The sequence below is a fragment of the Streptomyces coeruleorubidus genome (assembly GCF_028885415.1).
GTDB lineage: Bacteria > Actinomycetota > Actinomycetes > Streptomycetales > Streptomycetaceae > Streptomyces > Streptomyces coeruleorubidus_A.
In genome coordinates, this window is sequence record NZ_CP118527.1 from 5574587 (window position 1) to 5600556 (window position 25970).

The 25970-nt window shown below is 70.8% G+C and carries 25 protein-coding genes and 1 pseudogene; 15 read left to right on the forward strand and 11 right to left on the reverse strand.

Features of this window, described 5'->3' with window-relative positions; translation table 11 throughout:
- The first annotated feature begins 5 nt into the window (after positions 1–5).
- The 7 genes from nadC (at position 6) to PV963_RS25995 (ending at position 4838) form a co-directional block, all read left to right on the forward strand.
- Positions 6–980, forward strand: a complete 975-nt coding sequence (gene nadC / locus PV963_RS25965) for a carboxylating nicotinate-nucleotide diphosphorylase (RefSeq protein WP_274818136.1) — start codon at positions 6–8, stop codon at positions 978–980.
- Between the two features lie 16 nt (positions 981–996).
- Positions 997–1794, forward strand: a complete 798-nt coding sequence (locus PV963_RS25970) for a type III pantothenate kinase (protein WP_059414627.1) — start codon at positions 997–999, stop codon at positions 1792–1794.
- 355 nt (positions 1795–2149) lie between these two features.
- The gene (locus PV963_RS25975; RefSeq protein ID WP_274822123.1) at positions 2150–2794 is read left to right on the forward strand and encodes a hypothetical protein; all 645 of its coding nucleotides are present in this window, start codon (positions 2150–2152) and stop codon (positions 2792–2794) included.
- Positions 2795–2812: 18 nt separating this feature from the next.
- Positions 2813–3001: a hypothetical protein gene (locus tag PV963_RS25980; protein WP_274818137.1), complete on the forward strand. Its 189-nt coding sequence runs from the start codon at positions 2813–2815 to the stop codon at positions 2999–3001.
- Positions 3002–3207: 206 nt separating this feature from the next.
- Complete coding sequence (locus tag PV963_RS25985) at positions 3208–3678, forward strand: BlaI/MecI/CopY family transcriptional regulator (RefSeq protein ID WP_425540942.1); 471 nt, start codon at positions 3208–3210, stop codon at positions 3676–3678.
- Between the two features lie 9 nt (positions 3679–3687).
- Positions 3688–4221 carry an amino-acid N-acetyltransferase gene (locus PV963_RS25990; protein WP_274818139.1) on the forward strand — a complete coding sequence of 178 codons (534 nt, stop codon included), beginning with the start codon at positions 3688–3690 and terminating at the stop codon, positions 4219–4221.
- Between the two features lie 281 nt (positions 4222–4502).
- Positions 4503–4838 carry a histone-like nucleoid-structuring protein Lsr2 gene (locus PV963_RS25995; RefSeq protein WP_010048839.1) on the forward strand — a complete coding sequence of 112 codons (336 nt, stop codon included), beginning with the start codon at positions 4503–4505 and terminating at the stop codon, positions 4836–4838.
- Positions 4839–5657: 819 nt separating this feature from the next.
- Here PV963_RS25995 and PV963_RS26005 read toward each other — a convergent pair.
- Positions 5658–6035, reverse strand: a pseudogene (locus PV963_RS26005) (SCO3374 family protein); the annotation flags it as partial.
- A 430-nt stretch (positions 6036–6465) separates the two neighbouring features.
- Between PV963_RS26005 and PV963_RS26010 the strand changes: the two are divergent.
- A complete protein-coding gene (locus PV963_RS26010) occupies positions 6466–8991 on the forward strand; it encodes an ATP-dependent Clp protease ATP-binding subunit (RefSeq protein WP_274818140.1) in 2526 nt (841 codons plus the stop codon).
- Positions 8992–9261: 270 nt separating this feature from the next.
- Here PV963_RS26010 and PV963_RS26015 read toward each other — a convergent pair whose 3' ends face one another.
- Complete coding sequence (locus PV963_RS26015; RefSeq protein ID WP_274818141.1) at positions 9262–9894, reverse strand: HAD family acid phosphatase; 633 nt, start codon at positions 9892–9894, stop codon at positions 9262–9264.
- A gap of 441 nt (positions 9895–10335) precedes the next feature.
- On the opposite strand from PV963_RS26015, the gene PV963_RS26020 reads away from it, so the two are divergent.
- Positions 10336–11049, forward strand: a complete 714-nt coding sequence (locus tag PV963_RS26020; RefSeq protein WP_274818142.1) for a M23 family metallopeptidase — start codon at positions 10336–10338, stop codon at positions 11047–11049.
- A 35-nt stretch (positions 11050–11084) separates the two neighbouring features.
- On the opposite strand, the gene PV963_RS26025 is transcribed toward PV963_RS26020, so the two are convergent.
- Positions 11085–11681 (reverse strand): TetR/AcrR family transcriptional regulator, encoded by a 597-nt coding sequence (locus PV963_RS26025; protein ID WP_274818143.1) that lies wholly within the window; start codon positions 11679–11681, stop codon positions 11085–11087.
- A gap of 123 nt (positions 11682–11804) precedes the next feature.
- Between PV963_RS26025 and PV963_RS26030 the strand changes: the two genes are divergently transcribed.
- From PV963_RS26030 to PV963_RS26040, 3 genes are all read left to right on the forward strand, one after another.
- A complete protein-coding gene (locus PV963_RS26030; RefSeq protein ID WP_274818144.1) occupies positions 11805–13400 on the forward strand; it encodes an MDR family MFS transporter in 1596 nt (531 codons plus the stop codon).
- A 109-nt stretch (positions 13401–13509) separates the two neighbouring features.
- Positions 13510–13959 (forward strand): helix-turn-helix transcriptional regulator, encoded by a 450-nt coding sequence (locus tag PV963_RS26035; RefSeq protein WP_274822124.1) that lies wholly within the window; start codon positions 13510–13512, stop codon positions 13957–13959.
- Positions 13960–14022: 63 nt separating this feature from the next.
- Positions 14023–14469 (forward strand): VOC family protein, encoded by a 447-nt coding sequence (locus PV963_RS26040; RefSeq protein ID WP_274818145.1) that lies wholly within the window; start codon positions 14023–14025, stop codon positions 14467–14469.
- A gap of 13 nt (positions 14470–14482) precedes the next feature.
- Here the strand turns inward: PV963_RS26040 and cseC are convergent, their stop codons facing one another.
- From cseC to PV963_RS26065, 5 genes are all read right to left on the reverse strand, one after another.
- On the reverse strand, positions 14483–15838 hold the full coding sequence (gene cseC, locus PV963_RS26045; RefSeq protein WP_274818146.1) for a two-component system sensor histidine kinase CseC: 1356 nt from the start codon (positions 15836–15838) through the stop codon (positions 14483–14485).
- 9 nt (positions 15839–15847) lie between these two features.
- Positions 15848–16549, reverse strand: coding sequence for a two-component system response regulator CseB (cseB, locus tag PV963_RS26050; RefSeq protein WP_274818147.1), 702 nt, complete (start codon positions 16547–16549; stop codon positions 15848–15850).
- 137 nt (positions 16550–16686) lie between these two features.
- Entirely contained in the window at positions 16687–17340 is a 654-nt protein-coding gene (locus tag PV963_RS26055) for a hypothetical protein (RefSeq protein WP_274818148.1), read from the reverse strand.
- A complete protein-coding gene (locus PV963_RS26060) occupies positions 17328–17867 on the reverse strand; it encodes a SigE family RNA polymerase sigma factor (RefSeq protein WP_274818149.1) in 540 nt (179 codons plus the stop codon). The genes PV963_RS26055 and PV963_RS26060 overlap by 13 nt, the downstream gene beginning before the upstream one ends.
- 285 nt (positions 17868–18152) lie before the next feature.
- Positions 18153–19088 carry an A/G-specific adenine glycosylase gene (locus tag PV963_RS26065; protein WP_274818150.1) on the reverse strand — a complete coding sequence of 312 codons (936 nt, stop codon included), beginning with the start codon at positions 19086–19088 and terminating at the stop codon, positions 18153–18155.
- Between the two features lie 119 nt (positions 19089–19207).
- Here PV963_RS26065 and PV963_RS26070 point away from each other — a divergent pair, with 119 nt between their 5' ends.
- Both PV963_RS26070 and PV963_RS26075 read left to right on the forward strand, forming a co-directional pair.
- The gene (locus PV963_RS26070; RefSeq protein ID WP_274818151.1) at positions 19208–20782 is read left to right on the forward strand and encodes a sensor histidine kinase; all 1575 of its coding nucleotides are present in this window, start codon (positions 19208–19210) and stop codon (positions 20780–20782) included.
- A complete protein-coding gene (locus PV963_RS26075; RefSeq protein ID WP_274818152.1) occupies positions 20779–21453 on the forward strand; it encodes a response regulator transcription factor in 675 nt (224 codons plus the stop codon). The genes PV963_RS26070 and PV963_RS26075 overlap by 4 nt, the downstream gene beginning before the upstream one ends.
- A 61-nt stretch (positions 21454–21514) precedes the next feature.
- Here PV963_RS26075 and PV963_RS26080 read toward each other — a convergent pair whose 3' ends face one another.
- A complete protein-coding gene (locus PV963_RS26080; RefSeq protein ID WP_274818153.1) occupies positions 21515–22156 on the reverse strand; it encodes a phosphatase PAP2 family protein in 642 nt (213 codons plus the stop codon).
- Positions 22157–22331: 175 nt separating this feature from the next.
- On the opposite strand from PV963_RS26080, the gene PV963_RS26085 reads away from it, so the two are divergent.
- On the forward strand, positions 22332–23201 hold the full coding sequence (locus PV963_RS26085; RefSeq protein ID WP_274818154.1) for a hypothetical protein: 870 nt from the start codon (positions 22332–22334) through the stop codon (positions 23199–23201).
- Positions 23202–23291: 90 nt separating this feature from the next.
- Here PV963_RS26085 and disA read toward each other — a convergent pair whose 3' ends face one another.
- Together disA and radA are read right to left on the reverse strand one after the other, a co-directional pair.
- Positions 23292–24416, reverse strand: coding sequence for a DNA integrity scanning diadenylate cyclase DisA (gene disA, locus PV963_RS26090; RefSeq protein WP_274818155.1), 1125 nt, complete (start codon positions 24414–24416; stop codon positions 23292–23294).
- Between the two features lie 81 nt (positions 24417–24497).
- Positions 24498–25907: a DNA repair protein RadA gene (radA, locus tag PV963_RS26095; protein ID WP_274818156.1), complete on the reverse strand. Its 1410-nt coding sequence runs from the start codon at positions 25905–25907 to the stop codon at positions 24498–24500.
- Positions 25908–25970: the final 63 nt, after the last annotated feature.

Below are 25970 nucleotides of genomic sequence, written 5' to 3' on the forward strand. Positions count from 1 at the left end.
CCGACGTGAGCACCCCCGACCTTCCCCTCGCCTCGTCCGGAGGCTGCGGCGACGGCTGCGCCTGCGGCGCGGACGGCGAGGCGTACCTGGAGTGCGGTCTGGACCCCGCACTCGCCCAGCTCCTGGCCGACGCCGGCCTCGACCCCGTCGAGGTCGAGGACATCGCCAACGTGGCCCTCCAGGAGGACCTGGCCCACGGCGTGGACGTGACGACCGTGGCGACGATCCCCGAGGACGCGGTGTCCACCGCCGACTTCACGGCCCGCGAGGCGGGCGTGGTGGCGGGCCTGCGGGTCGCCGAAGCGGTGATCTCCGTCGTCTGCGAGGAGGAACTCGCGATCGAACGCCACGCGGAGGACGGCGACCGCGTCGAGGCGGGCCAGAAGCTCCTCTCGGTCACCACCCGCACCCGCGACCTCCTCACGGCCGAGCGCAGCGCGCTGAACATCCTGTGCCGCCTGTCGGGCATCGCGACGGCCACGCGCGCGTGGGCGGACGTCCTGGACGGTACGAAGGCCAAGGTCCGCGACACCCGCAAGACGACACCCGGCCTGCGTTCCCTCGAGAAGTACGCGGTCCGCTGCGGCGGCGGCGTCAACCACCGCATGTCCCTCTCGGACGCGGCCCTGGTCAAGGACAACCACGTGGTCGCCGCGGGCGGCGTCGCCCAGGCCTTCACGGCCGTACGCGAACGCTTCCCCGACGTCCCGGTCGAGGTCGAGGTCGACACCCTGCACCAGCTCCGCGAGGTTCTGGACGCCGGCGCCGATCTGATCCTCCTGGACAACTTCACGCCGGCCGAGTGCGCGGAGGCGGTGGCCGTCGTCCAGGGCCGCGCCGCCCTGGAGGCCTCGGGCCGCCTGACCCTCGACAACGCCAAGGCGTACGCCGACACCGGCGTCGACTACCTGGCCGTCGGAGCCCTCACCCACTCCTCGCCGATCCTGGACATCGGCCTGGACCTGCGGCCGGCGGAGTAGGGAGCGGGTACGGGCCATGCTGCTGACGATCGACGTAGGCAACACCCACACCGTCCTCGGCCTGTTCGACGGCGAGGACATCGTCGAACACTGGCGCATCTCCACGGACGCGCGCCGCACCGCCGACGAGCTGGCGGTCCTCCTCCAGGGCCTGATGGGCATGCACCCGCTCCTCGGCGACGAACTGGGCGACGGCATCGACGGCATCGCCATCTGCGCCACCGTCCCCTCGGTCCTGCACGAACTCCGCGAGGTGACGCGCCGCTACTACGGCGACGTCCCGGCGGTCCTGGTCGAACCGGGCGTCAAGACGGGCGTCCCGATCCTCATGGACAACCCCAAGGAGGTCGGCGCGGACCGCATCATCAACGCGGTCGCGGCGGTCGAGCTCTACGGCGGCCCCGCGATCGTCGTCGACTTCGGCACGGCGACGACGTTCGACGCGGTCAGCGCGCGTGGCGAGTACGTCGGTGGCGTCATCGCCCCCGGCATCGAGATCTCCGTCGAGGCCCTAGGCGTCCGCGGCGCCCAGCTCCGCAAGATCGAGGTGGCCCGGCCCCGCAGCGTCATCGGCAAGAACACGGTCGAGGCGATGCAGTCGGGCATCATCTACGGCTTCGCCGGCCAGGTCGACGGGGTCGTCAACCGCGTGGCCCGCGAGCTGTCCGACGATCCGGACGATGTCACGGTCATCGCGACGGGGGGTCTCGCACCGATGGTCCTGGGCGAGTCGTCGGTCATCGACGAACATGAGCCGTGGCTGACGCTGATCGGGTTGCGACTGGTTTACGAGCGGAACGTGTCACGTATGTGAGCCGCTGCTCGGCGTTGTCGCTGGGGGGTGGGTGCGCAGCCCGGCGTAGCGGGGTGCCGCTGCGCCACCCTCCCCCAAGCTCTCGGCTTCTCCCCCAAGTTCTCGGCTTCGCTCGAACAGGGGGGACCCCCATGAGCAGGGGGACCTCCATCGCCCCAGCGGCACGACTGCCCGCAGCTCAGCACGCCCGAATACCCCGACGCGGCCCCGGCCCACCACCACCGCGCAGGCGCAGGCGTTTCGCACCCCCGCCCACCTGGGTGGTTCCCCGCGCCACACCCATCAGCTATGCGTAATTTGTCTGATTAGCGCGTATCGTCGCCACATGCCCACGCCATACGGATCCCGCGGCGGCATGGCGTTCGGCGTGGAGGAGCTGCGTGTGCTCCGCCGCGCTCTCGCCCTCGCCCTCCACCCCACCTCCGCCTCGGCCGACGACGTCCAGGACTGTCTCCGCCTCGCAGAGTCGCTCGACGAGGCGATGCGGGAGGGAGCCAGGCTGCGTGCCTTCCTCGTGGCCGACCTCGGCCGGTACCGCGCCGCCCTCCCCGGCACCGCCGCCGGTTACCTCACGCTCCTGGACGAGGCACTGGGCGCCGGGTACCGCCCCCACCCCGACGACCTCTCCGCCCTCCGTGCCCTGCGCGGCAACCCCGCCGCCGCCGCCCTCCTGGACCGCTGCGACCTGCTCACTCCGGCCGCTCACGCGGCCGCAGTCGGCACCCCCACCGTCCCCGCCTCCCGCATCCGCACCCGCCTCCGTCTCCTGCCCCTCCCCGGAGGCCTCTCCGGCACCGCCGAGAACACCCCGGAGAAACAGCCCGAGAAGAAGCCCGCACGAAAGCCGGCGGCCCCGAAGCCCGCCCCCAAGCCCACGCCGGCCCCCGCCCCGGGCACCCCGAAACCCACTCGCCCGATCCCCACCCCGGGCGAGGTCTTCCCGCGCCGCAAACCCACCCCGCCACCCCCGGCCAACCCCCAGCAGCTCGCCGCGGGCTGACGTGGCTACTCTGGATCCATGGACTACGTCTCCGCGCTCCTGCCCCCGGTCGTCATGGCCATCTTCTTCATCGGCGTGATCCGGGTGATCGTGAAGACACAGGGCGGCGCCAACAAGGCCAAGGAGGACGCGGCGGTCGACGCCGCCCTCGCGCGCGCGGAGGGTGCCCGCCAGTCCTCCGTGACGCCCCCGAAGGCCGAAGCCTGACCCGACCGCTGTCGCCCTCCCGGCACAGCGCTCCGACGGCGTACGACTCCGTGCGGCCCGCCTCCGGCGAGGCTCGCACTTTGGAGTCGTACGCCCTTTTTGCTCCCGTTCGCCGGTGAAGCGCACGTCCGGCACGCGATTACCGAGATCTCCCACTATTGTTCTGAGCTGTGCCTCGCCCATTGGGAGAACTCGAAGACGCGGTCATGTCGCGGGTGTGGAAGTGGAACCGCCCGGTGACCGTTCGAGAAGTCCTGGAAGATCTTCAGAAGGAGCGGTCCATCGCCTACACCACCGTGATGACCGTTTTGGACAATCTCCATCAGAAGGGCTGGGTGCGCCGTGAGGCGGAAGGCCGCGCCTATCGATATGAGGCGGTCTCCACACGCGCCGCCTACGCCGCCGCCCTGATGAACGAGGCCTGGTCGCAGAGCGACAACCCCGCCGCGGCTCTCGTCGCCTTCTTCGGCATGATGAGCGAGGAACAGCGAGAGGCTCTCCGCGATGCCGTACGCATCGTCCAGGTCCCGGAAACCCAGAAACCGACCGAACCGTCGGAACTGGCCCGTCCGCCGGAACGAACGGAACCGCCGGAACGAACCGAACCTGCGGAACGAACCGAACCGGCTGAACCACCGGAGAACCCCGCCTCTGCTCAGGACCCCGGCGGACGATAGCGTCCCGGCATGTCCGCGAAGAGCCCTGAAGCCCCCGCAAAAGCCATCACCGTCCGACGGGCCCGCACCAGCGATGTCCCGGCCGTGCGCCGCCTCCTTGACGCCTACGTCCGCAGCGGCATCCTGCTCGACAAAGCAACGGTGACGCTTTACGAGGACATCCAGGAGTTCTGGGTCGCGGAACGGGACGACAACGCCGAGGTCGTCGGCTGCGGTGCCCTGCACGTGATGTGGGAAGACCTCGCGGAAGTGCGCACTCTCGCCGTGAAGCCCGGCCTGAAGGGCGCGGGCGTCGGACACCAGTTGCTGGAGAAGTTGCTGCACACCGCCCGCTGGCTCGGCGTTCGCCGCGTTTTCTGCCTGACCTTCGAAGTGGACTTCTTCAGCAAGCACGGCTTCGTGGAGATCGGCGAGACGCCTGTCGACACGGATGTCTACGCGGAGCTGCTGCGTTCCTATGACGAGGGTGTCGCGGAGTTCCTCGGTCTCGAACGAGTGAAACCGAACACCTTGGGCAACAGTCGGATGCTTCTGCATCTGTGATCGCCGGGCGGGCACACAAGCCAGTTGCAAGCCGGTCGCAAGACCGCCCGGCCGGTTCGTCAAGACATATTCCGCTCCGCCGCCCTGCCCAGGTGCCCTATGTCCGAAACGCGCATGTTTCCGGACGGAGGCGGGGCTGTCGGTCTCTGCCGAGGGTTTGTGTTTTTCCGGCAAAAGCGGTTTGCTTTCCGAGGTACTGCAGTACTGCATATAACAGGGGACGGCGATACGGCGGACGCCGGCAGACCCCGGCCCTGAAGATATCGATGAAAGGAAATCCGGTGGCACAGAAGGTTCAGGTCCTTCTTGTCGACGACCTCGACGGCGGCGAGGCGGACGAGACCGTGACGTTCGCGCTGGACGGCAAGACGTACGAGATCGATCTCACCACCGCCAATGCGGACAAGCTCCGCGGCCTTCTCGAGCCTTACGTGAAGGGCGGTCGTCGTACCGGAGGCCGTGCTTCGGGCGGGCGCGGAAAGGCGCGCGCGGCTTCGAGCGGCAGCCAGGACACCGCGGCCATCCGCGCCTGGGCGAAGGAGAACGGCTACGAGGTCAACGACCGCGGCCGTGTTCCCGCGACCATCCGCGAGGCCTACGAGAAGGCCAACGGCTGAACAGCGGCACTACCGACCCTGCGCACGCAAGGCCGGCGGCTGTGCGCTCGCGCGCCGCAGCCGGAGCCGGTGGCACTGCGTGGCCACCGTGTTCACCAGCCGCACGAGATCGGGGGCGTCCCCAACGCCCCCCAAGGCCGACAACGTCGGCAGCGAGGCCTCGACCTCGCATCCCGGCTCGGGGGGCCGCAACCACACAGCGGCCCCCTGGGAACCGAACCGGACCAGGGGAAGCGGCCGGCCACGGGATGAGCCGGGCGCGGGGGCCGATTCACCGTGCGTCTCGCGGACCGACTGCGCGACCGCCTGGCGAGGCAGCAGCCCGCCCCACTCGACGGCCGACGCCGCGAAGCCCACGCAGGGCAGCGGCCCGCCGCTCTCACCCGATACCGAGCCCTCCGCCTCGCGCAAGAACGACGCGCCGGCCTCGCAGGGCAGCGACCTGCCCGTCTCGCCAGACAGCAGCCGGTCTGTCTCCCGCGGCATCAAGCCGCCCGTCCCGCAGATCAGCAGCACTTCCCTCTCGCGCGACACCGAGCCCTCTACCTCGCGGGGCAACAGCCCGTCCGCCTCGCAGCCCAGCAGCCCACCCCACCTGCGCGGCATCAAGCCGTCCGTCTCGCGGAACAGCGGCGGGTTCGTCTCGCGGGGCAGCTGCGCACCTCTCTCGTGCGGCATCAAGCCGTCCGTCTCGCGGAACAGCGGCGGGTTCGTCTCGCGGGGCAGCTGCCCACCCCTCTCGCGCGGCACCGAGCCGCCCGCGTCGCGGGGCAGCAGCCCGTCCGCCTCGCAGCCCAGCAGCACACCCCTCTCGCGTGCCGACGGCACACCCATCCCGGGCGGCCGCGGCGCCTCCATCGCACCCCCCGCCCCGATCGCCGTCAGGTCGAGCGGCAGCGTCCCCCACTCCAGCCACTCCAGCAGGCCGGGCAGTTCCTCCGCGGTGCCCGGGGCCACCAGGAGCCGCATCCGGTCGCCGAGTACGGCGACCGGAGAACCCGGTGCCAGGCGCCGCAGGGCCGCGTGTCCCGCCTCGGCAGGCACGTCCAGGACGTCGTAGCGCACCCCTACCACCAGCCGCAGAGGATCGCCGGGCACCGTCGGCCAGCCCAGTTCGTTCTCGTACCACCGCCGGACCGGACAGCTCGCGTCGAGCGGCCGGCGGGGCAGCGGGACGGGTCGAGGGGCGCCGAACATGCCAAGTGCAACAGCCGGAAGGGCGTGCGGGTTACGCTGGGTGGCGCGGCGAGCGCACAGAGTGTCGAAACGGGGGCGTGTGAGGGGTGCGGGGAGGCGCAAGGTTGTTCGCCCGTAGCGGAGGGAAGGGGGGTGCTCGGCATGGACTTCCGGTCCGTACGGGTAAGACATCCCTAGTGGGAGGGGGCGACACGCAGAAACGGCAGTCTCACGTTCGCCATGGGCGTACTGGCGAAGGGGGTAACTGCCTGGCCTGCGGGAACATCGTCTCGCACCATCGGGTTGGAGCAGATGTCGGCGTTCGGGGTCAGGAGGCCAAGGACGGTGTCGGCAGTTGGAATGAGCGGTCCCCGCTCGCGGGACTAAGCTGCGGAAGGACAGGGAGGGGAAGTTCCCCCCACTGCCTGACCGCTCTGAGGAGCGATTAACGATGTTCGAGAGGTTCACCGACCGCGCGCGGCGGGTTGTCGTCCTGGCTCAGGAAGAAGCCCGGATGCTCAACCACAACTACATCGGCACTGAGCACATCCTCCTGGGCCTGATCCACGAGGGTGAAGGTGTCGCCGCCAAGGCCCTTGAGAGCCTCGGGATTTCGCTCGAGGCGGTCCGCCAGCAGGTGGAGGAGATCATCGGCCAGGGCCAGCAGGCCCCGTCGGGTCACATCCCCTTCACCCCCCGTGCCAAGAAGGTCCTGGAGCTGTCGCTCCGCGAGGCCCTTCAGCTGGGCCACAACTACATCGGCACGGAGCACATCCTGCTCGGCCTGATCCGCGAGGGCGAGGGCGTCGCCGCCCAGGTCCTGGTCAAGCTGGGCGCAGATCTGAACCGCGTGCGGCAGCAGGTGATCCAGCTGCTCTCCGGTTACCAGGGCAAGGAGACCGCCACCGCCGGCGGTCCTGCCGAGGGCACGCCCTCCACGTCCCTGGTCCTCGACCAGTTCGGCCGGAACCTCACCCAGGCCGCTCGTGAGTCCAAGCTCGACCCGGTCATCGGGCGCGAGAAGGAGATCGAGCGGGTCATGCAGGTGCTGTCCCGCCGTACGAAGAACAACCCGGTCCTGATCGGTGAGCCCGGCGTCGGCAAGACCGCCGTCGTGGAGGGCCTCGCCCAGGCCATCGTCAAGGGCGAGGTGCCCGAGACCCTCAAGGACAAGCACCTCTACACCCTGGACCTCGGCGCGCTGGTCGCCGGCTCCCGCTACCGCGGTGACTTCGAGGAGCGCCTGAAGAAGGTGCTCAAGGAGATCCGCACCCGCGGCGACATCATCCTGTTCATCGACGAGCTGCACACGCTGGTCGGTGCGGGTGCCGCCGAGGGCGCCATCGACGCGGCTTCCATCCTGAAGCCGATGCTGGCCCGCGGTGAGCTGCAGACCATCGGTGCGACGACGCTGGACGAGTACCGCAAGCACCTGGAGAAGGACGCGGCCCTGGAGCGCCGCTTCCAGCCCATCCAGGTCGCGGAGCCGTCCCTGCCGCACACCATCGAGATCCTCAAGGGTCTGCGCGACCGGTACGAGGCGCACCACCGCGTCTCCATCACCGACGAGGCGCTGGTCCAGGCCGCCACCCTGGCCGACCGGTACATCTCGGACCGCTTCCTGCCGGACAAGGCGATCGACCTGATCGACGAGGCCGGTTCCCGGATGCGCATCCGCCGGATGACCGCGCCGCCGGACCTGCGCGAGTTCGACGAGAAGATCGCCGGTGTCCGCCGCGACAAGGAGTCCGCGATCGACTCGCAGGACTTCGAGAAGGCCGCCTCCCTGCGCGACAAGGAGAAGCAGCTCCTCGCTGCCAAGGCCAAGCGGGAGAAGGAGTGGAAGGCCGGCGACATGGACGTCGTCGCCGAGGTCGACGGCGAGCTGATCGCCGAGGTCCTCGCCACGGCCACGGGCATCCCGGTCTTCAAGCTGACCGAGGAGGAGTCCAGCCGCCTGCTCCGCATGGAGGACGAGCTCCACAAGCGGGTCATCGGCCAGAACGACGCCGTCAAGGCGCTGTCGAAGGCGATCCGCCGTACGCGTGCCGGTCTGAAGGACCCGAAGCGTCCCGGTGGCTCGTTCATCTTCGCCGGCCCGTCCGGTGTCGGTAAGACCGAGCTGTCCAAGGCGCTCGCCGAGTTCCTCTTCGGTGACGAGGACGCGCTGATCTCCCTCGACATGTCGGAGTTCAGCGAGAAGCACACGGTGTCGCGTCTCTTCGGTTCGCCCCCCGGTTACGTGGGCTACGAGGAGGGCGGCCAGCTGACGGAGAAGGTCCGCCGCAAGCCGTTCTCGGTCGTCCTCTTCGACGAGGTCGAGAAGGCCCACCCGGACATCTTCAACTCGCTGCTGCAGATCCTGGAGGACGGTCGCCTGACCGACTCCCAGGGCCGGGTCGTGGACTTCAAGAACACGGTCATCATCATGACGACCAACCTCGGCACCCGGGACATCTCCAAGGGCTTCAACCTGGGCTTCGCGGCCTCGGGTGACACGAAGACCAACTACGAGCGCATGAAGAACAAGGTCTCGGACGAGCTCAAGCAGCACTTCCGGCCCGAGTTCCTCAACCGCGTCGACGACGTGGTCGTCTTCCCGCAGCTGACCCAGGACGACATCCTGCGGATCGTCGACCTGATGATCAGCAAGGTGGACGAGCGCCTGAAGGACCGGGACATGGGCATCGAGCTCGCCCAGTCCGCCAAGGAGCTGCTCGCCAAGAAGGGCTACGACCCCGTCATGGGCGCCCGGCCGCTGCGCCGGACGATCCAGCGCGAGATCGAGGACAGCCTGTCGGAGAAGATCCTCTTCGGCGAGCTGCGCCCCGGTCACATCGTGGTCGTGGACACCGAGGACGAGGGCGAGACGAAGACCTTCACCTTCCGGGGTGAGGAGAAGTCGGCCCTGCCGGACGTCCCGCCGATCGAGCAGGCGGCCGGTGGCACGGGACCGAACCTGAGCAAGGACGTGTAAGCGTCACGACCGAGTGAGAGGGGCCGGTGCTGAAAAGCACCGGCCCCTCATCCATGCCCCGGGGCGGTGTGCGCTCCCGCGTTACCTGCCGTTCTGTCCGACGGCCGGAAGATCAAGGCCAGAGGCGGTCAAGCACGCCCGCACCTTCGCCAAGGTGGACCGCGCTCTCCCGTCCTCTCAGGTCTGGTCCCGGTAGTGGAGCGCCGGTAAGACGGGCACACGTGCCCGCACAGCGTGGTGAAGGCCCTGGCCTTCAGGCCAGGGAGCACGTCAAGACAGCTGCCCGTCGTAGTCCGGCAGCTTGTACGTCTTCTCGGCATGGCCGCCGGAGAGGTCGGTGGCGCTGTTGCCGATGTTCGCGATGATCGTGTAGCCCTTCTTCTCGACGTCGACGCGCTGGGCCGTCTTGTACTCGGCGACGTTCTTGAAGAGGTCGATGAAGTTCCGGACGTAGAGGCCGGAGACCTGGTAGCCGGCCTGCTTGAGGTTGTACTCGGTGAACGAGTAGATGATGTCCGGGCGGGCGGTCACGAAGAACAGGGCGACGCCGCGCTCCTGGGCGTATCTGGCGGCCTCCAGGACCGGCTTGTTGGCCGGTTGCGGGTAGCTGAAGCCGAAGTCGGTCTCCAGCGTGGTGTTGTCGATGTCGAAGACGATCGCCTGCTTCTCGCCCGGCTTGGCGGCCGCGATCCGCTGCTTCAGATAGGGCAGCGCCTGGTCCATCACCGCCTGGCAGTCCTTCTGCCAGGTCGCGTAGTCGACGTCTGCGGCGGCGGCCGTGGTGACCGCGGTGGCGGCACCTGCGGGGGCCGCGGCGTCGGCCGGTGCGGCCATCGCCACGAGGGCGGCCGCCGAGACGGCGGTCACTGATGCGCGGCGCAACCAGGGGCGTCGGGTCTGCATGTCGTGGGGGTTCCTCTCACGTCCGTGACGCTTCCAACATGTCGTGTGCATGTTCGTGGGCGAGGGTGGCGCGAGGGGAACCGTAGGGTTACCGAACAGTAGGCGCATAGAGGCGTGCGCCACATTTCCGGAATGGCCGAAGAGGGCCTCCGGTGACATGCCGCACAGGCGATATGTCCGTTACTAGGCGGAATAGTGCTGAACGGGTCGGGGGGAAAGGGATTCTTGCCCCGTGGAGCAGGCCGAAGTGCGGTGTAATGCGCTGTTTCGTCCCTAATGGGCGCCATGTCAAGAGACGTAGAACACTGAACGAAATTACTAACTTCTGTCGTAGATCACCATTTTGGGAGTTTGTCGGACTTCGGGTTACCAAGGGATGGCCATTCGGCGAGCGACTGTGCGCCGGGTGGTTTTCTCCGTCCCCTTCCCCATGAGGTTTCGATGTCCCAGCGCGTCACGTCCCGTTCTTCCCGTACGTCCCAGCTCCGCACCCGTGCGACCGTGCTGGCCGCCGGCATAGGTGTCTCGGTCGCACTGGGAGCCGGGGTCGCGTCCGCCGCCGACACCACGGCCGCGTCCGGTGCCGCCAGTGCCGTCCAGGCGCAGGCCGCCGCCCAGGCCAACGCCGCCCAGGCCGAGGCCGCGAAGGTTGAGAAGGCCGCCAAGGCCGCCGCCGCGAAGAAGGCGGCTGCCGCCAAGAAGGCCGCCGTGCAGAAGGCCGCCAAGAAGGCCAAGCCGTCCTGGGTCGACCCGGTGAAGAAGTACAGGCTCTCCGCGAGCTTCGCCCAGAACGGCGGCATGTGGCAGTCCACCCACAGCGGGCAGGACTTCGCCGTGCCGAGCGGCACCCAGGTCGTCGCCGCCCACGGCGGCACCGTCGTCAAGGCGGGCGGCAACGGCGCCGGTGACGGCCCCGCGTACGGCAACGCCGTCGTGATCAAGCACGGCAACGGCACGTACTCGCAGTACGCCCACCTGTCGACGGTCAAGGTGAGGATCGGCCAGGTCGTCAAGACCGGCCAGGAGATCGCCCGGTCCGGCAACACCGGCAACTCGAGCGGTCCGCACCTGCACTTCGAGATCCGTACGACCCCGAACTACGGCTCGGCGGTCGACCCGGTGAAGTTCCTGCGCGCCAAGGGCGTCAAGGTCTGACGATCCGGACGGATTCCGGACGGCCCCCGAGCCCGCTAGGAGCCCTGCGCTCCCCGGTGGGCCTGGGCCACCAGGTCCGTGGCGACCTCGAGGACGGCTTTGTTCTTCTCCTCGGGGTCGTCTCCCATGTCCTGGAGCAGGAACATGCCGGCGTGCAGCGTGAAGATCGCGCTGGCGCAGCGGACCTGGTCGACCAGGTCCGCTTCCGGGTCGACGATGATGTCGCGCAGATTGTGGATGCGCGCCTTGAAGGAATCGCCGATCCGCAGGTCCCGCACCGTCGCCTGGTTCTCGTGCATGAAGCGGAACAGCGGTGCCGCCTGGGTGAGCGTGTCGGCGTACCGGCGGACGATCTCCTGCTTGGTGGCGAGGGTGGGCGGCTGCTGCCGGCCCCAGTCGATCAGGTCCTCGATCGGCTGCGTGAGGTCCTCGAAGATGCTGACGAGGATCTCTTCCTTCGTCTTGAAGTGGTAGTAGAGCGCCGCCTTGGTGACGTCCAGGTGCTCGGCGATCTCGCGCAGGGAGGTCTTCTCGTAGCCCTGCTCCGCGAAGAGTTCGAGGGCCACGTCCTGGATGCGCCGGCGGGTGTCCCCGCGGCGTCGCTGCCTGGTGCCGTCCATGGTGCCGCCCATCCTCCTACGCCGCTCCCTTTCCATAAAACTTACTTGACGCCCGGCTAGTTCCGCGGCTAGCTTCCGAGTGTAGTCACTAGCCGGTCGGCAAGTAAGTAGCGGTAGCTGGGGAGTGGGAAAGCGATGGCGGACACGACGGAGACACCGGCGGTCGGCGCCGACACCGACACCGGCGGGAAACAGCCGAAGAGCGTGCGGGTCGTGCTGCTCGCGCTGATGATCGCGATGATGCTCGCGATGCTCGACAACATGATCATCGGTACGGCGATGCCGACGATCGTCGGTGACCTGGGCGGCCTCGAACACCTCTCGTGGGTGGTCACCGCCTACACGCTCGCGACCGCGGCCTCCACCCCGCTGTGGGGCAAGCTCGGCGACATGTACGGCCGCAAGGGCATGTTCATGTCGTCCATCGTCCTCTTCCTGATCGGCTCGGCGCTCAGCGGCATGGCCCAGAACATGGGCGAGCTGATCGGCTTCCGGGCCGTCCAGGGGCTCGGTGCCGGCGGTCTGATGGTCGGCGTCATGGCGATCATCGGTGACCTGATCCCGCCCCGGGAGCGCGGCAAGTACCAGGGCATGATGGCCGGCGTCATGGCGCTGGCGATGATCGGCGGCCCGCTGGTCGGCGGCACGATCACCGACAACTGGGGCTGGCGCTGGGCGTTCTACATCAACCTGCCGCTCGGCGTGGTCGCGCTGGTCGCCGTCAGTGCGGTGCTGCACCTGCCCAAGAAGCGGTCCGAGGCACGGATCGACTACCTGGGCGCCGCCCTGCTGACCGTCGGCATCACCGCGATCGTGCTCGTCACCACCTGGGGCGGCACGGAGTACGCCTGGAGCTCCGCACGGATCATGGAGCTGATCGGCATCGGGGTCGCCGCACTCGTCGGGTTCGTGTTCTGGCAGACGCGGGCCGCGGAGCCGGTCCTGCCGCTGCACATCTTCCGCAGCCGGAACTTCACGCTGATGTCGGTCATCGGCTTCATCACGGGCTTCGTGATGTTCGGCGCCACGCTGTTCCTGCCCTTCTACCAGCAGGCCGTACAGGGCGCCTCCGCGACCAACTCCGGGCTGCTGCTCCTGCCGATGCTCGGCGCGATGCTCGTCACGTCGATGGTCGCCGGGCGGGTGACCACGAACACCGGCAAGTACAAGGTCTTCCCGGTGCTCGGCAGCGTGCTGATGATCGTCGGCCTGTACCTGCTGTCCACGATGGACACGGGGACCTCGCGGTTCACGTCCGGCGTCTCCATGGCCGTGGTCGGCCTCGGCATGGGCTGCCTGATGCAGATCACCATGCTGGTCGCGCAGAACAGCGTGGAGATGAAGGACATGGGTGTCGCGTCCTCGTCCACCACCCTCTTCCGCACCCTCGGCTCCTCCTTCGGCGTCGCGATCATGGGCGCGCTGTTCAACAACCGCGTCCAGGACGTCATGGCCGAGCGGGCCGGGGCGCTGGGCTCCAAGGTGACCGAGCAGTCCGCCCAGCTCGACCAGGCGGGCCTGGCCAAGTTGCCGGAGGCGGCCCGCGAGGCCTACCAGCACGCGGTCTCCGCCGGCACGCACTCGGCGTTCCTGCTGGGAGCCGTGGTGGCGGTGGTCGCCCTGGCAGCGGCCGTGTTCGTCAAGGAGGTCCCGCTCAAGGGGGCGGGGCCGAAGGCGAAGGACGAGCCGGACACCCCGGCGGCGCAGCCGCCCGTGGTGGAGGCCGTCTGACCGGACCGTACGAGGCCCCCCGGGGTGTGTCGCCCCGGGGGCTTTGTCATGCCCGGCCGCACACGTCCCATTGTCAGACCCCCGTGCCACCATCGATCGCATGGACAAGATGCGCCAGGTGCGCCTCGCCAAGGACGCCATGGACCGGGACTGGGACGATCCGGAGCTCGACCTGGGCGCCGTCGCCGCGCACGCCGGGTACTCGCGGTATCACTTCATCCGCGCCTTCAAGGAGGCGTACGGCGAGACCCCCGGGCAGTACCTCACGCACCGCCGCATAGAACGCGCCGAGGACCTGCTGCGCACCGCGAACCTGTCGGTGACGGAGATCTGCCACCTGGTCGGCTTCAGCAGCGTCGGCACGTTCTCGGCCCGCTTCAAGGCGTGGACCGGCCTGACGCCCAGCCAGTACCGGACGAAGCACGTGGGGCGCGGAGCGGCCCTCATACCGGGCTGCTACGCCATGCTGTGGGCCGGCGGCTTCCGACCGCCACCTGGCTCCGGCTCCGGCACGGGCCCCGGCTCCGGCAAGCAGCGCAATTCCGGAGAAGCGGGCTGACACCCCCGCTGCCTACGGTGGCAGGGCAAGCATCAACCGGCCGCCGAGCAGCAGGAGCACGCCATGATCAAGGGTCTCGCCATCTCGACCGTCTGGGTCCTCGACCAGGACCGGGCCAAGGAGTTCTACACCGAGAAACTGGGCCTGGAGGTCCGTAGGGACATGCCCATGGGCGAGGGTGGCATGCGCTGGCTCACCGTCGGCTCGCCGAACCAGCCCGACGTCGAGCTCACGCTGATGGTGCCCGGCGGTCCCGCGATGGACCCCGAGTCCGCCGAGATGCTCCGGAAGCTGGTGACGAAGGGCGCGCTCGGCGCCGGCGTGCTGACCACCGACGACATCCACGGCGACTACGAGAAGCTCAAGGACCGGGGCGTGGAGTTCCTCCAGGAGCCGCAGGAGCGCCCGTACGGCACGGAGGCGCTGTTCCGTGACGACTCCGGCAACTGGTTCTCGTTCACCCAGCCCCGGGAAGGCGGACTCGACCTGGACCAGGACTGGACCTGCTGACCACCCTGAGGGACTACGTCCCCGACCCCGGCAGCATCGGATAACTGCCCGTGTTCGTCGGCGCGTGCTCCGGCAGCCACAGCACGGCGACCGCGCCCTCGGCGGGCAGCTGCTCCGGTGTCCCGGGCGTGCGCACGTTCCGGAAGGTCAGCCGGGCGCCCAGCACCCGGGCCTGACCGGCCGCGATGGTCAGGCCGAGGCCGTGGCCGTGCCCGGCCCGGTCCTTGCTGCCGGTGCGGAAGCGGCTCGGCCCCTCGGCGAGCAGGTCCTCGGGGAAGCCGGGCCCGTGGTCGCGGACCCGGATGACCCGGCCCTCGACGGTGACCTCGATGGGCGGCTTGCCGTGCCGGGCCGCGTTGGCGAGCAGGTTGAACAGCACCCGCTCCAGGCGCCGCGGGTCGGTGGTGACCTCCGACTCGTGCACGATCCGCACCTCGACGTCCGGGTCCTTGGCCGCCACCCGCCGGGCGACGAACTCGCCCAGCATGAGGTCCTGGAGTTCCGCCCGCTCCGAGGCACCGTCCAGCCGGGCCACCTCCAGCACGTCCTCCACGAGCGTGCGCATCGCCTTCGCCCGGTCCAGCACCAGTTCGGTCGGGCGGCCCGGCGGCAGCAGTTCGGCGGCGGTCAGCAGCCCGGTCACCGGCGTGCGCAGCTCGTGCGCGATGTCGGCGGTGACCCGCCGCTCGGCCTCGATCCGCTGCCGCAGCGTGTCCGCCATGGCGTCCACCGCGCTCGCCAGGTCGTCGGTCTCGTCCCGGACGACCCCGCCCATGGCGTCCCGTACGCGCACGTCCGTCTCGCCGCCCGCCAGCTGGCTGGCCGCGACGGCCGCCTTGCGCAGCCGCCGCGAGAGATGCCCGCCGATGAGCACACCGAGCGCGCTGCCGCCGAGGACGACCGCGATGGAGCCGATGATCAGGGCCTGGTCGAGGTCCTGGAGGATGTCCGAGCTGCGGTCGGTGAAGCCCGAGTGCAGGGACATCACCTGCCCGTTCTTCAGCGGCACGGCGGCCCATATGTCCGGCGCGCCACCGGGCCGGTCCGCCACGTACGTCGCCCGCTGGCCCGCCTCCACACGGTCCCGCAGCGCCGACGGCAGGTCCGGGTCGTCGATCTTGGCGTTGGGGAAGTTCATCCGCCCGGACAGCTCGAAGTTGCGCTGGGCGATCAGGATGCGCTCGTCGGCGAGGTCACGCGCGTTGTCCAGCATCGACACCCGGGCGGCGTTGTGCACGACCAGGCTCAGCGCGACCGCCACCAGCGCCCCGACCAGCGCGATGGCCGCGCTCAGCTTCCATCTGAGGCCCGTGCGGATGCCCGCGCGCTCCAAGCCCGTGGCGACCAGGCGCCGGAAGTGCCCCCTCATAACCCCTGCTCAGGCCTTCAACTTGTAGCCGAAGCCGCGGACCGTCTCGATCCGGTCCTGGCCGATCTTCTGCCGCAGCCGCTGCACGTGCACGTCGACGACGCGGGTGTCCCCGCCCCAGCCGTAGTCCCACACCCGCTCCAGCAGTTTGTCGCGGGAGAGCACCGTGCCCGGCGCCGTGGAGAACTCCAGCAGCAGCCGCATCTCGGTCGGCGTCAGCGCCACCGGCTGCCCGGCCCGGCGGACCTCCATGCCCTCGGTGTCGACCGCCAGGTCCCCGAAGGTCAGCACCCCGCCGTTCGCCGGGGAGGCCGGCCCCTCGGTCCGGCCGCCGCCCGCGTGCCCGAACCGGCGCAGCACCGCGCGGATCCGGGCGACCAGGACGGCGCCGTCGAACGGCTTGGTCACATAGTCGTCGGCCCCCGCCTCCAGGCCCAGCACGACGTCGATGGAGTCGGCCCGCGCCGACAGCATGATGACCGGCACGGTCGACTCGTCCCGGATACGGCGGCACAGGCTGACCCCGTCGAGGCCGGGAACCATGACGTCCAGCAGCGCGATGTCGGGGCGGTCCGCCCGGAACGCCTCCAGGCCCGACAGCCCGTCGGGCATGGCGGTGACCACGAAGCCGTCCCGTTCCAGGGCGAGCTGCGTGGCCTCACGGATGACGTCGTCGTCCTCGACGAACAGGACGTGGGTCTGGTCTGCCATCCCGGTGCTCTCAGTCCTCGTGTGGTTCGTGGGGTGCGTTCTGTCGCGTTCCCTCTGGGGGACGCACGGTCCGTGTGACGCGTTCACCGGTGGATCGCTCCGAGCGGCCCGATCGGTTCACGCGCCCTCCGCCCGCGTCAGCTCGCGGACTCCGGCGTAGGGGTGTCGCCGACGACTTTCCCGTAGTCGTTGTGCGTGCGGTACTTCTCGTCGAACCGGCCGGAGACCCATCTGTACGTGATCACGTTCTCCCCGGAGGGACTCGACACCGGGTCGCCCTTCTCGTACACCTGCTTGGTCACGACCAGGTCGCCACGGTCGATCTCCGCGTAGACCGGGGTTTCCTCGGCCTTGAACACATTCTCGTACGAGCCGTCCTGCTCGCGATACACGTAACTGCCGACACCCACAGCGTCACCGCAGGTCAGCACGTTGACGACGACGTCGTCGGCCGCCCCGCCGGTCAGGTCGCCGTAGGACACGTCGACGGGGTACTCGTCGGCGACGCACGGCTTCAGCTCGCGCTTCACCTCGGGGGAGACCTTCGGGTCGTCCTTGACGAGCCGGACCGCGTCGACCGTGTCGGGCGTCTTCGAGGGCGCGGCGGACGGTGTGACGGCGGCGCCCGCCACCGAGTCGGAGTGCGCCGGGCCCTCGTCCCGGGCGCCGGTGCCGCCCGCGCCGCATGCGGACACGAAAAGGGCGAGGGCGGTGAGCACGGCCAGGGCCGTACTCACCGCCTGGATGCCGCCCCGGGTCCGTGCAGACCCCTCGCCGGTCAGGCCGCGCACCGCTCCCGCTCCTCACGCTCCAGCGCGCGTGCGTCCAGATCGCGGGACTCCAGCTCCTCGCGGAGCCGGGCGAGCGCCCGGTGCAGCGTGCTCTTGACCGTTCCGGCCGACATGCCGAGGGCGGCGGCCGTCTCTTCTGTGGACATCTGCTCCCAGTGTCGCAGTACGACGACACTGCGCTGCTTCGGGGCGAGCACCTTCATGACGTCCATCAGCAGGGCGCGGTCCGCGTGCTGCTCGGTGGAGTCGTCGACCGAGGCGTCCGGGAGCTGCTCGGTCGGCACCTCCTCCAGCTTGCGGGCCCGCCACCACTCCGTCCGCGTGTTGATCATCACCCGGCGCAGGTAGGCGTCCGCCAGCCGCTTGTCCTCTATGGTCTCCCAGCGGCCGTACGTCCGTACCAGCGCCGTCTGCAGCAGGTCCTGCGCGTCCGTCGGGTCCGGGACCAGACGGCGGGCACTGCGCAGCAGCGCGTCCTGCCGCGTGCGGACGTACTCCTCGAACTCGAGCACCTCGCCCTGCGCCATGGTGAACCGCCTCCCGCTTCCCCGTTACGGGCCGGCTCCGCGCCGCCCGTGTACTGCCTGTGTTCCGTGCTTGTCCCGTGTCTTCCGGGAACGGAATTGAAGGTACGGAGGCGTTGTCACGGCACTGTCCGAAGCAGCCTTCGGCTAGCACTCGGCTGTCCGTCGGTTGTGTAACGGACGTCGGAACGGGGTAGAGCGGTGGGCGTGTTGGGGTGGATTAAGGGCGATCTGTCCACCCCGATCATTGTGACGGGCGGTGACCCGCGCCTGTGACCTGCCTGTACGTCAGGTCAGCGGCAGCCGGTACAGCCCGTCCGCCAGCGGCTCCACCAGACCGTCGGCGACGAGGCCGTCCAGGGCGCGGGCCCGTTGCACCGGCTCGTGCCACACCCGGTCCAGGGCCGACTGCGGAACCGGACCGTGCGCATCCCGCAGCACGGCGAGCAGCCGCCCGCGCACCTGCCGGTCGGTGCCCGCGTACGTCTGGCCGCGACGCGGCGGCCCGTCGTGCTCCGGCTTGCCCGCCAGCCGCCACGCGCACTGCGCGGCGATCGGGCAGCGGTGGCACGACTCGCTCTTGGCCGTGCACACCAGGGCGCCCAGCTCCATGGAGGCGGCGGCCCAGCGCGCGGCGGTCGGCTCGTCCTCGGGCAGCAGCGCGCGGGCGAGCTTGCGCTCGGCGGCGGTGGTGGCGTTCGGCGGGTACTGCACGCCGGTGACCGCGCGGGCGAAGACCCGGCGCACATTGGTGTCCAGCACCGGATGGCGCTGCCCGTAGGCGAAGGAGGCGACGGCGGCGGCCGTGTACTCGCCGATGCCGGGCAGCGCCAGCAGCTGGGCGTGGTCGGCCGGTACGTCACCGCCGTGCCGTTCCGTTATCGCGACGGCGGCGCCGTGCAACCGGAGGGCGCGGCGCGGGTAGCCGAGCCGGCCCCAGGCGCGGACCGCCTCGCCGGGCGCCTCCTTGGCCAGGTCGGCGGGGCGCGGCCAGCGGGCCAGCCACTGCTCGTAGACGGGCAGGACGCGGTTCACCGGCGTCTGCTGGAGCATGAACTCACTGACCATCACACCCCACGCCCCGGCCTCGGGGCGCCGCCACGGCAGGTCACGGGCGTTCTCGTCGAACCAGTCGATGACGGGGGAGTGCAGGCTCCCGCCGGGGGGCGGGCCGGACGCGGGGTCGGTGGGGCTGGTGTGCGGGGGCTTCGTGGGAGCAGTCATGGCCATTCGATCCTGCCACGCGGGGGCCGCGATCCGGGCACACCACCACCCAAGAGGGACAGGCGTACCTGACGATCGGCAGCGGTGCCGCCCCGCCGTCCGCCGATAGCGTCGGGCGAATGCAACGTCCTCGCCTCGCCCGGCTCGGCGGCTGCGCCCTGCTCTGGGCGGCCCTCGCCCTGCCCGCGCTCACGGCGGACCGGATCGGGCTGAACGAGCCGCGTCCCCTCTGGCAGCAACTGGCCGGTGTGACGGTCCTGGCGGTCGCGGCCGGCCTGTCCCGGCGGCTGCCGCTCGCGGCCTTCGGGCTGGCGGCGGCCCTGAGCCTCGCCGCCACCCCGTCCCTGTTCACCGTCTCCTACGGCCCGGCCCTCGGCGTGTTCGCGCTGCTGCTCGGGCTGCGGGCGGGCCGGGCACGCCCCGCGGCGCTGTGCTTCGCGGCCGTCGGCTGCGCCGGCACCGCCCGGATCGTGCTCGTCGGCGTCGACCCGGCCCCCGAGTGGCTCGTCATGACGGGCACGCTGCTCTTCGGCTGCGTCTTCCCCTGGCTCGGCGGTCGCTACTGGCGGCTGAGCCGCGAGCTGGCCGAGGCGGGCTGGCTGCGCGCCGCCCGGCTCGAGGACGAGGCCCGCTTCGCCGAGGAACGCGCCCGGCTGCGCGAACGGGCCCGGATCGCCCAGGACATGCACGACTCCCTCGGCCACGAGCTGAGCCTGATCGCCCTGCGCGCGGGCGCCCTCCAGGTCGCCCCCGGACTCGCCGGCGAGCACCGGGCCGCGGCGGCCGGCCTGCGCGCGGCGGCCGCCGACGCCACGGACCGGCTGCACCGCATCATCGGCGTCCTGCGCGAGGACGACGACGAGCCCGTGCCGCTGGCCCCTGCGGGCGAGACCCTGGAGCAACTCGTCGCCCGGGCCGCGGAATCGGGCCTGCCGGTGCGCTGGGAGCCCGCCGGGCAGGGCCCGGCCGCGGCGCCCGGCGGGGTCGCCGAACGGCTGCTGCACCGTGTGGTGCGGGAGGCACTGACCAACGCGGCACGGCACGCACCCGGCGCTGCCGTGACCGTGGCGGTGACGGGGCGGGCCGCGGGGGCGTCCGTCGTCATCACCAACGGCCGGGCCACCCAGGACTGTTCCCGGCCCTCCCGGGGCGGCACGGGCCTGCTCGGGCTGCGGGCCGCCGTGACCGCCGTCGGCGGCACCTTCGAGGCGGGCCCGTACAAGGAGGGCTTCCGGGTCCGGGCGTACGTCCCCGAGCAGCAGACCGCGGTCAGACCGGCAGGCCCCGTCCGCGCGCCGTTCACGCACGCCCGGCGTCGCTTCGCCGTCGGCCTCGGTACCGCGGCCGGTGTGGGTGTCGTCCTCGTCGGTGCCGCCTTCGGCTGGTACGCGTACGCCGAGACGCACTCGGTGCTCGAACCCGCCGCGTACGCGAAACTGCGCCTCGGCGCCCCGGCGGCCGACGTCGAGCGCGTGCTGCCCGAGCGTGACGTGAACGACCCGCCCGACGACCGGGCCCCCGCCCCACCCGAGGGAGCCGACTGCCGCTACTACCGCGCGAGCGGCGAACTCTTCGTCTCCGTCGAGCACTTCAGACTGTGCTTCGCCGCCGGGCGGCTGGTCGCCAAGGACGTGGTGCCGACCATCAGCCGGTCCGGCGAAGGCCGGGAAGAACACGAGGAGTTCGCACGATGAGCGAGGTGAGCACGGCGATCCGCGTGCTGCTGGCCGACGACGAGGCCATGGTCCGGGCCGGAGTACGCGCCATCCTGGGCAGCAGCGGCGCGACGGAGGTCGTCGCCGAGGCGGGCGACGGCCGCGAGGCGGTCGAGCTGGCCCGCGCCCACCGCCCGGACGTGGCCCTGCTCGACATCCGCATGCCCCGCCTGGACGGCCTCACCGCGGCGGAGGAGATCGTACGAACCGTGCCCGGCACGGCCGTCGCGATGCTCACCACCTTCTCCGAGGGCGCCTACGTGACCCGCGCCCTCGGCGGCGGCGCCACCGGCTTCCTGCTCAAATCCGGGGACCCGTACGAACTCATCGCCGGCGTACGGGCGGTGGCCGCCGGCGCCGCGTTCCTCTCGCCCAAGGTGGCCCGGTACGTCATCGACGAGGGCCTCGGTGGCGGCCGGCTCACCCGTGAGGCACAGGCACGCGCGCGCGTGGCCGTGCTGAGCCCCCGCGAACGCGAGGTGCTCGGCCTGGTCGGCGCCGGCCTGTCCAACCCGGAGATCGCCGCCCGGCTGCACCTCGTCGAGGGCACGGTGAAGGCGTACGTGAGCGCGGTCCTGGACCGGCTGGGCGTGCGCAACCGGGTGCAGGCGGCGATCGTGGCGTACGAGGCGGGGCTGGTGGAGTCGTGACGGCCCGGGCGGCGCAGCGGTGGGGGCGCGTCCCGGCTCGGTGATGCGCACACCGGTCGGCTCAGCGCCGCGCGTGCGAGCCGTACGACGCGACGGGCGCCGCGCCCGGCCCGGTGAACCACCGCACGGCCGGCGCCGACGAGGTGCGCATCGCCTCGGCCAGCCGCGTAGCCGGGCCCGCACCCAGCCGTACGGCGACGAGAACGACGAGCGTGCCCAGCCCCAGCCCCGCGACGACGTCGTGCGGATAGTGCACGCCGACGAAGACCCGGGAGAAGGCCATGAGCAGGGCGAGCGGGGCCGTCAGCCACAGGAGCGCGCGCCGGACCAGGGCGAGGGCGACCGCCGCTGCGCCCGCGATCGTGGCGTGGTTGGACGGGAAGGACCAGTCGCCGTGCGGTGGGCATTCGGCGAGGGACGCGGCCGCACCGGCGACCGCCCGGCACGGACGCTCCTGTGCGACCACGGACTTGAGCACCTCGCTGCACACGTACGCCACGGCCGTGGCCAGAGGTGCAAGGGCCGCGATCGCGAACGCGTGGGCAGTGTCGCGGCGGGCACGCCACCAGGCGGTGGCGAACAGCGCGACGAAGACCAGCAGTCCGGCCTCCGTCCATATGCCGGCCCCGTGCTGTACCCACATCGGGGTGTCATGGGCGAAGTCGGTGATGTCGCGGTAGAGCGCGCTGTCCTCGAAGTTCATGGTCACGGACGGTAGGCGGCGGGCCGATACCGTCACACCCAGCGATCGTCGCGTGCCGTACCTGTCGAAAGACAGGGGTGGGGCGGTGGTTTCCGGGATGATGATCCGGAAAAGTTGTGGTCTCGAGCGGCGGGTGGGACAAGCGAACGCGCCGATCTCTCGTAAGGTTTGCGCCGTGGGATCTCTGCGCAATCCGGTCGGGCCGCTTCCCTCCTCCATCTACTGGCGTCGGAGGGTCGTACTGGTGTCTGTGGTCGCCCTGTTGGCGCTGCTGACCACCTGGATCGTGACCATGGGCGGCGGGGACGGCAAGGACCACGACAACGACGCCAACGGCAAGAATCCCGCGCCCTCCATCACGCCCGGCCCGTCGAGTTCGGGTCCGGCCATCAGCCAAGCGCCCGGCGGACGCGACGAGTCGGGCGGCGGGGGCTCCGGCGGTTCGTCGTCCGGGTCCGGGGACGGTTCCGGCGACGGCTCGGGTGACGGCTCCGGGGACGGTTCCGCCGCGGGCTCCGGCGGCGGTTCCGGCTCGGGCGGGTCCGGTGGGGCCGGCGGATCGGGCGGCGCCGGTGGTTCCGGCGGCGGTACCACGGTGGGCGGCGTCGGCGTGGGTGACACGCTGCCGGCCGGTTCCACGCTGCCCGACTGCACCGCCAGCGCGGTCAAGTTCAGCCTGCGCAGCCGGCACAACACCTACGACCCCGAGCAGGCGCCCACGTTCCTGCTGACCGCGCGGAACATCTCCGGCAGCGACTGCAAGATCGATCTCGGGCCGAAGAACGCGGTGTTCACGATCACCCCGGCGAGCTCCGACGACGCCTACTGGTCCTCCAAGGACTGCCCCAAGGCCGCCGCGCACCAGCTGTACCGGGTGCCCGCGGGCAGCGGCATCACCTACACCGTGAGCTGGGACCGCAAGCCGAGCGTCCCCGAGTGCGCCACGCCTCCGGCGGGCTCGGCCGGGACGGGCACGTACCTGGTGGAAGCGAAGGCTCCGAGCTTTGCGAAGGTACAGACGTCGTTCGTGCTGTCGGCCGACTAGAACCCGGCGGCTCTGACCTCGGCGGCTCAGACACCTGAGGGCGGTACCCCTTGCCGGGTACCGCCCTCACGCACTTTCGCCACAGGGGTCCTAGACGTACCGCTCCAGGATCGACGACTCCGCCAGTCGCGACAGCCCCTCCCGGACGCTGCGCGCCCGGGCCTCGCCGACGCCGTCCACCGTCTGGAGGTCGTCGACGCTCGCGGCGAGCAGCTTCTGCAGGCCGCCGAAGTGCTCGACCAGGCGGTCGATGATCGCGCCGGGGAGCCGGGGCACCTTGGCGAGCAGACGGAAGCCGCGCGGCGACACCGCCGAGTCCAGCGTCTCGGGCGAACCGGTGTAGCCCAACGCCCGGGCCACCGTGGGCAGTTCGAGAAGCTCGGCATGAGTGAGGGCGTCCAGCTCGGCCAGCGCCTCGTCGACCGTGCGGGAGCGCTTGGCGGTGGGCTCGGGGACGTAGTCCCGGACGACCAGCTCGCGCTCGGGCTCCACACCGGCGATCAGCTCGTCGAGCTGGAGGGCCAGCAGTCGGCCGTCCGTGCCCAGCTCCACCACGTACTCGGCGATCTCCGTGGCGATACGGCGCACCATCTCCAGCCGCTGGGCGACCGCCGAGACGTCCCGGACGGTCACCAGGTCCTCGATCTCCAGCGCCGACAGCGTGCCCGCGACCTCGTCGAGGCGGAGCTTGTAGCGCTCCAGGGTCGCCAGGGCCTGGTTGGCGCGGGACAGGATCGCCGCCGAGTCCTCCAGGACGCGGCGCTGGCCGTCCACGTACAGCGCGATCAGCCGCATCGACTGGGAGACCGAGACGACCGGGAAGCCGACCTGCTTGCTGACGCGGTCCGCCGTGCGGTGCCGGGTGCCCGTCTCCTCCGTGGGGATCGTCGGGTCGGGGACCAGCTGCACGCCCGCGCGCAGGATCTTCGACAGGTCCGAGGACAGCACGATGCCGCCGTCCAGCTTGCACAGCTCGCGCAGACGGGTCGCGGTGAACTCGACGTCCAGCACGAAACCGCCGGTGCACAGCGCCTCGACCGTCTTGTCGGAGCCGAGGACGATGAGTCCGCCGGTGTTGCCGCGGAGCACGCGCTCCAGGCCGTCACGCAGGGCGGTTCCGGGTGCCACGGCGCTCAGCGAGGCGCGCATCAGGCCCTCGGTACCGGCACTCCCGCCGGACTTTCCGGGAGCTGATGCCCGGTCGTTGGCTGCCACTGCACTCCTCCGGTCGCAGGTTCTGGGGCGCCCCCGTGTCGCACACCTGGTTCGCACGGACGGGCGAGACCAGGGCAAAGTCTACCGGCGACCCTCCTCGTCCCGTGGGGCCTCTCTGCGACGGGACCGGGGGAGGACCCGCAGGGCGTCCCCTATGTCCGCGACTTCCAGAACCTTCATACCCGAGGGGATCTTGCCCGGGTCGCCCGGTACGAGGGCGTGTGTGAAGCCCAGACGGTGGGCTTCGGCCAGCCTGCGCTGCACGCCCGTGACCCGTCTCACCTCGCCCGCGAGGCCGACTTCCCCGATCGCGACGAGGTTCTTGGGGAGAGGTGTGTCACTCGCAGCGCTGGCCAGCGCGAGGGCGACGGCCAGGTCCGCGGCCGGTTCCGAGAGCTTCACACCGCCGACCGTCGCGGAGTAGATGTCCCTTTTGCCCAAGGCGCTGATCCGTCCGCGCTGTTCCAGCACCGCCAGCATCATCGAGACCCGGGAGGTCTCCAGGCCCGAGGTGGTGCGGCGCGGGGAGGGGATCTGCGAGTCGACCGTGAGCGCCTGGACCTCGGCGACCAGCGGGCGGCGGCCCTCCAGGGTGACGGTCAGGCAGGTGCCCGGGACCGGTTCGGCCCGGCGGGTCAGGAAGAGTCCGCTCGGGTCGGTCAGGCCCGTGATGCCCTCGTCGTGCAGCTCGAAGCAGCCGACCTCGTCGGTGGTGCCGTAGCGGTTCTTGACGCCCCGGACGAGCCGGAGGCGGGCGTGCCGGTCGCCCTCGAAGTGCAGGACGACGTCCACCAGGTGTTCCAGCAGGCGCGGGCCCGCGATGGCGCCGTCCTTGGTGACATGGCCCACGAGCAGCGTGGACATGCCGCGCTCCTTGGAGGCCCGGATCAGGGCCCCGGCGACCTCCCGCACCTGGGCCATGCCGCCGGGCGCGCCGTCGATCTCCGGGGAGGCCACCGTCTGCACCGAGTCCATGATCAGCAGCGACGGCTTCACCGCGTCCAAGTGGCCCAGCACCGCCGCCAGATCCGTCTCGGCGGCCAAGTAGAGGTGGTCGTCGATGGCGCCGATGCGGTCGGCGCGCAGCCGGACCTGGCTCGCCGACTCCTCGCCCGTGACGTACAGCGTGCGGTGCTCGTCGCTCGCCGACTTGGCCGCCACGTCGAGCAGCAGCGTCGACTTGCCGACGCCGGGCTCGCCCGCGACCAGCACCACCGCGCCGGGCACGAGTCCGCCGCCGAGCACGCGGTCCAGCTCGGGCACGCCGGTGGAGCGGGCGGTGGCCTGGCGACCGTCCACCTGGCCGATGGGCACGGCGGAGGTGGTGACCCGCCCCGGTGTCGTCGTACGGACCGCGGGCGTGCCGTACTCCTCGACCGTCCCCCAGGCCTGGCACTCGGGGCAGCGGCCGAGCCACTTCGCCGTCTGCCAGCCGCACTCCGTGCAGCGGTAGGACGGGCGGTCCTTGGTGGTCTTCGTACGGGCAGCCATGGGCGAAACCGTAGCCGCAGGCACTGACAACGCGGGGACCGACCGGGTCGGCCACCTGCGCGC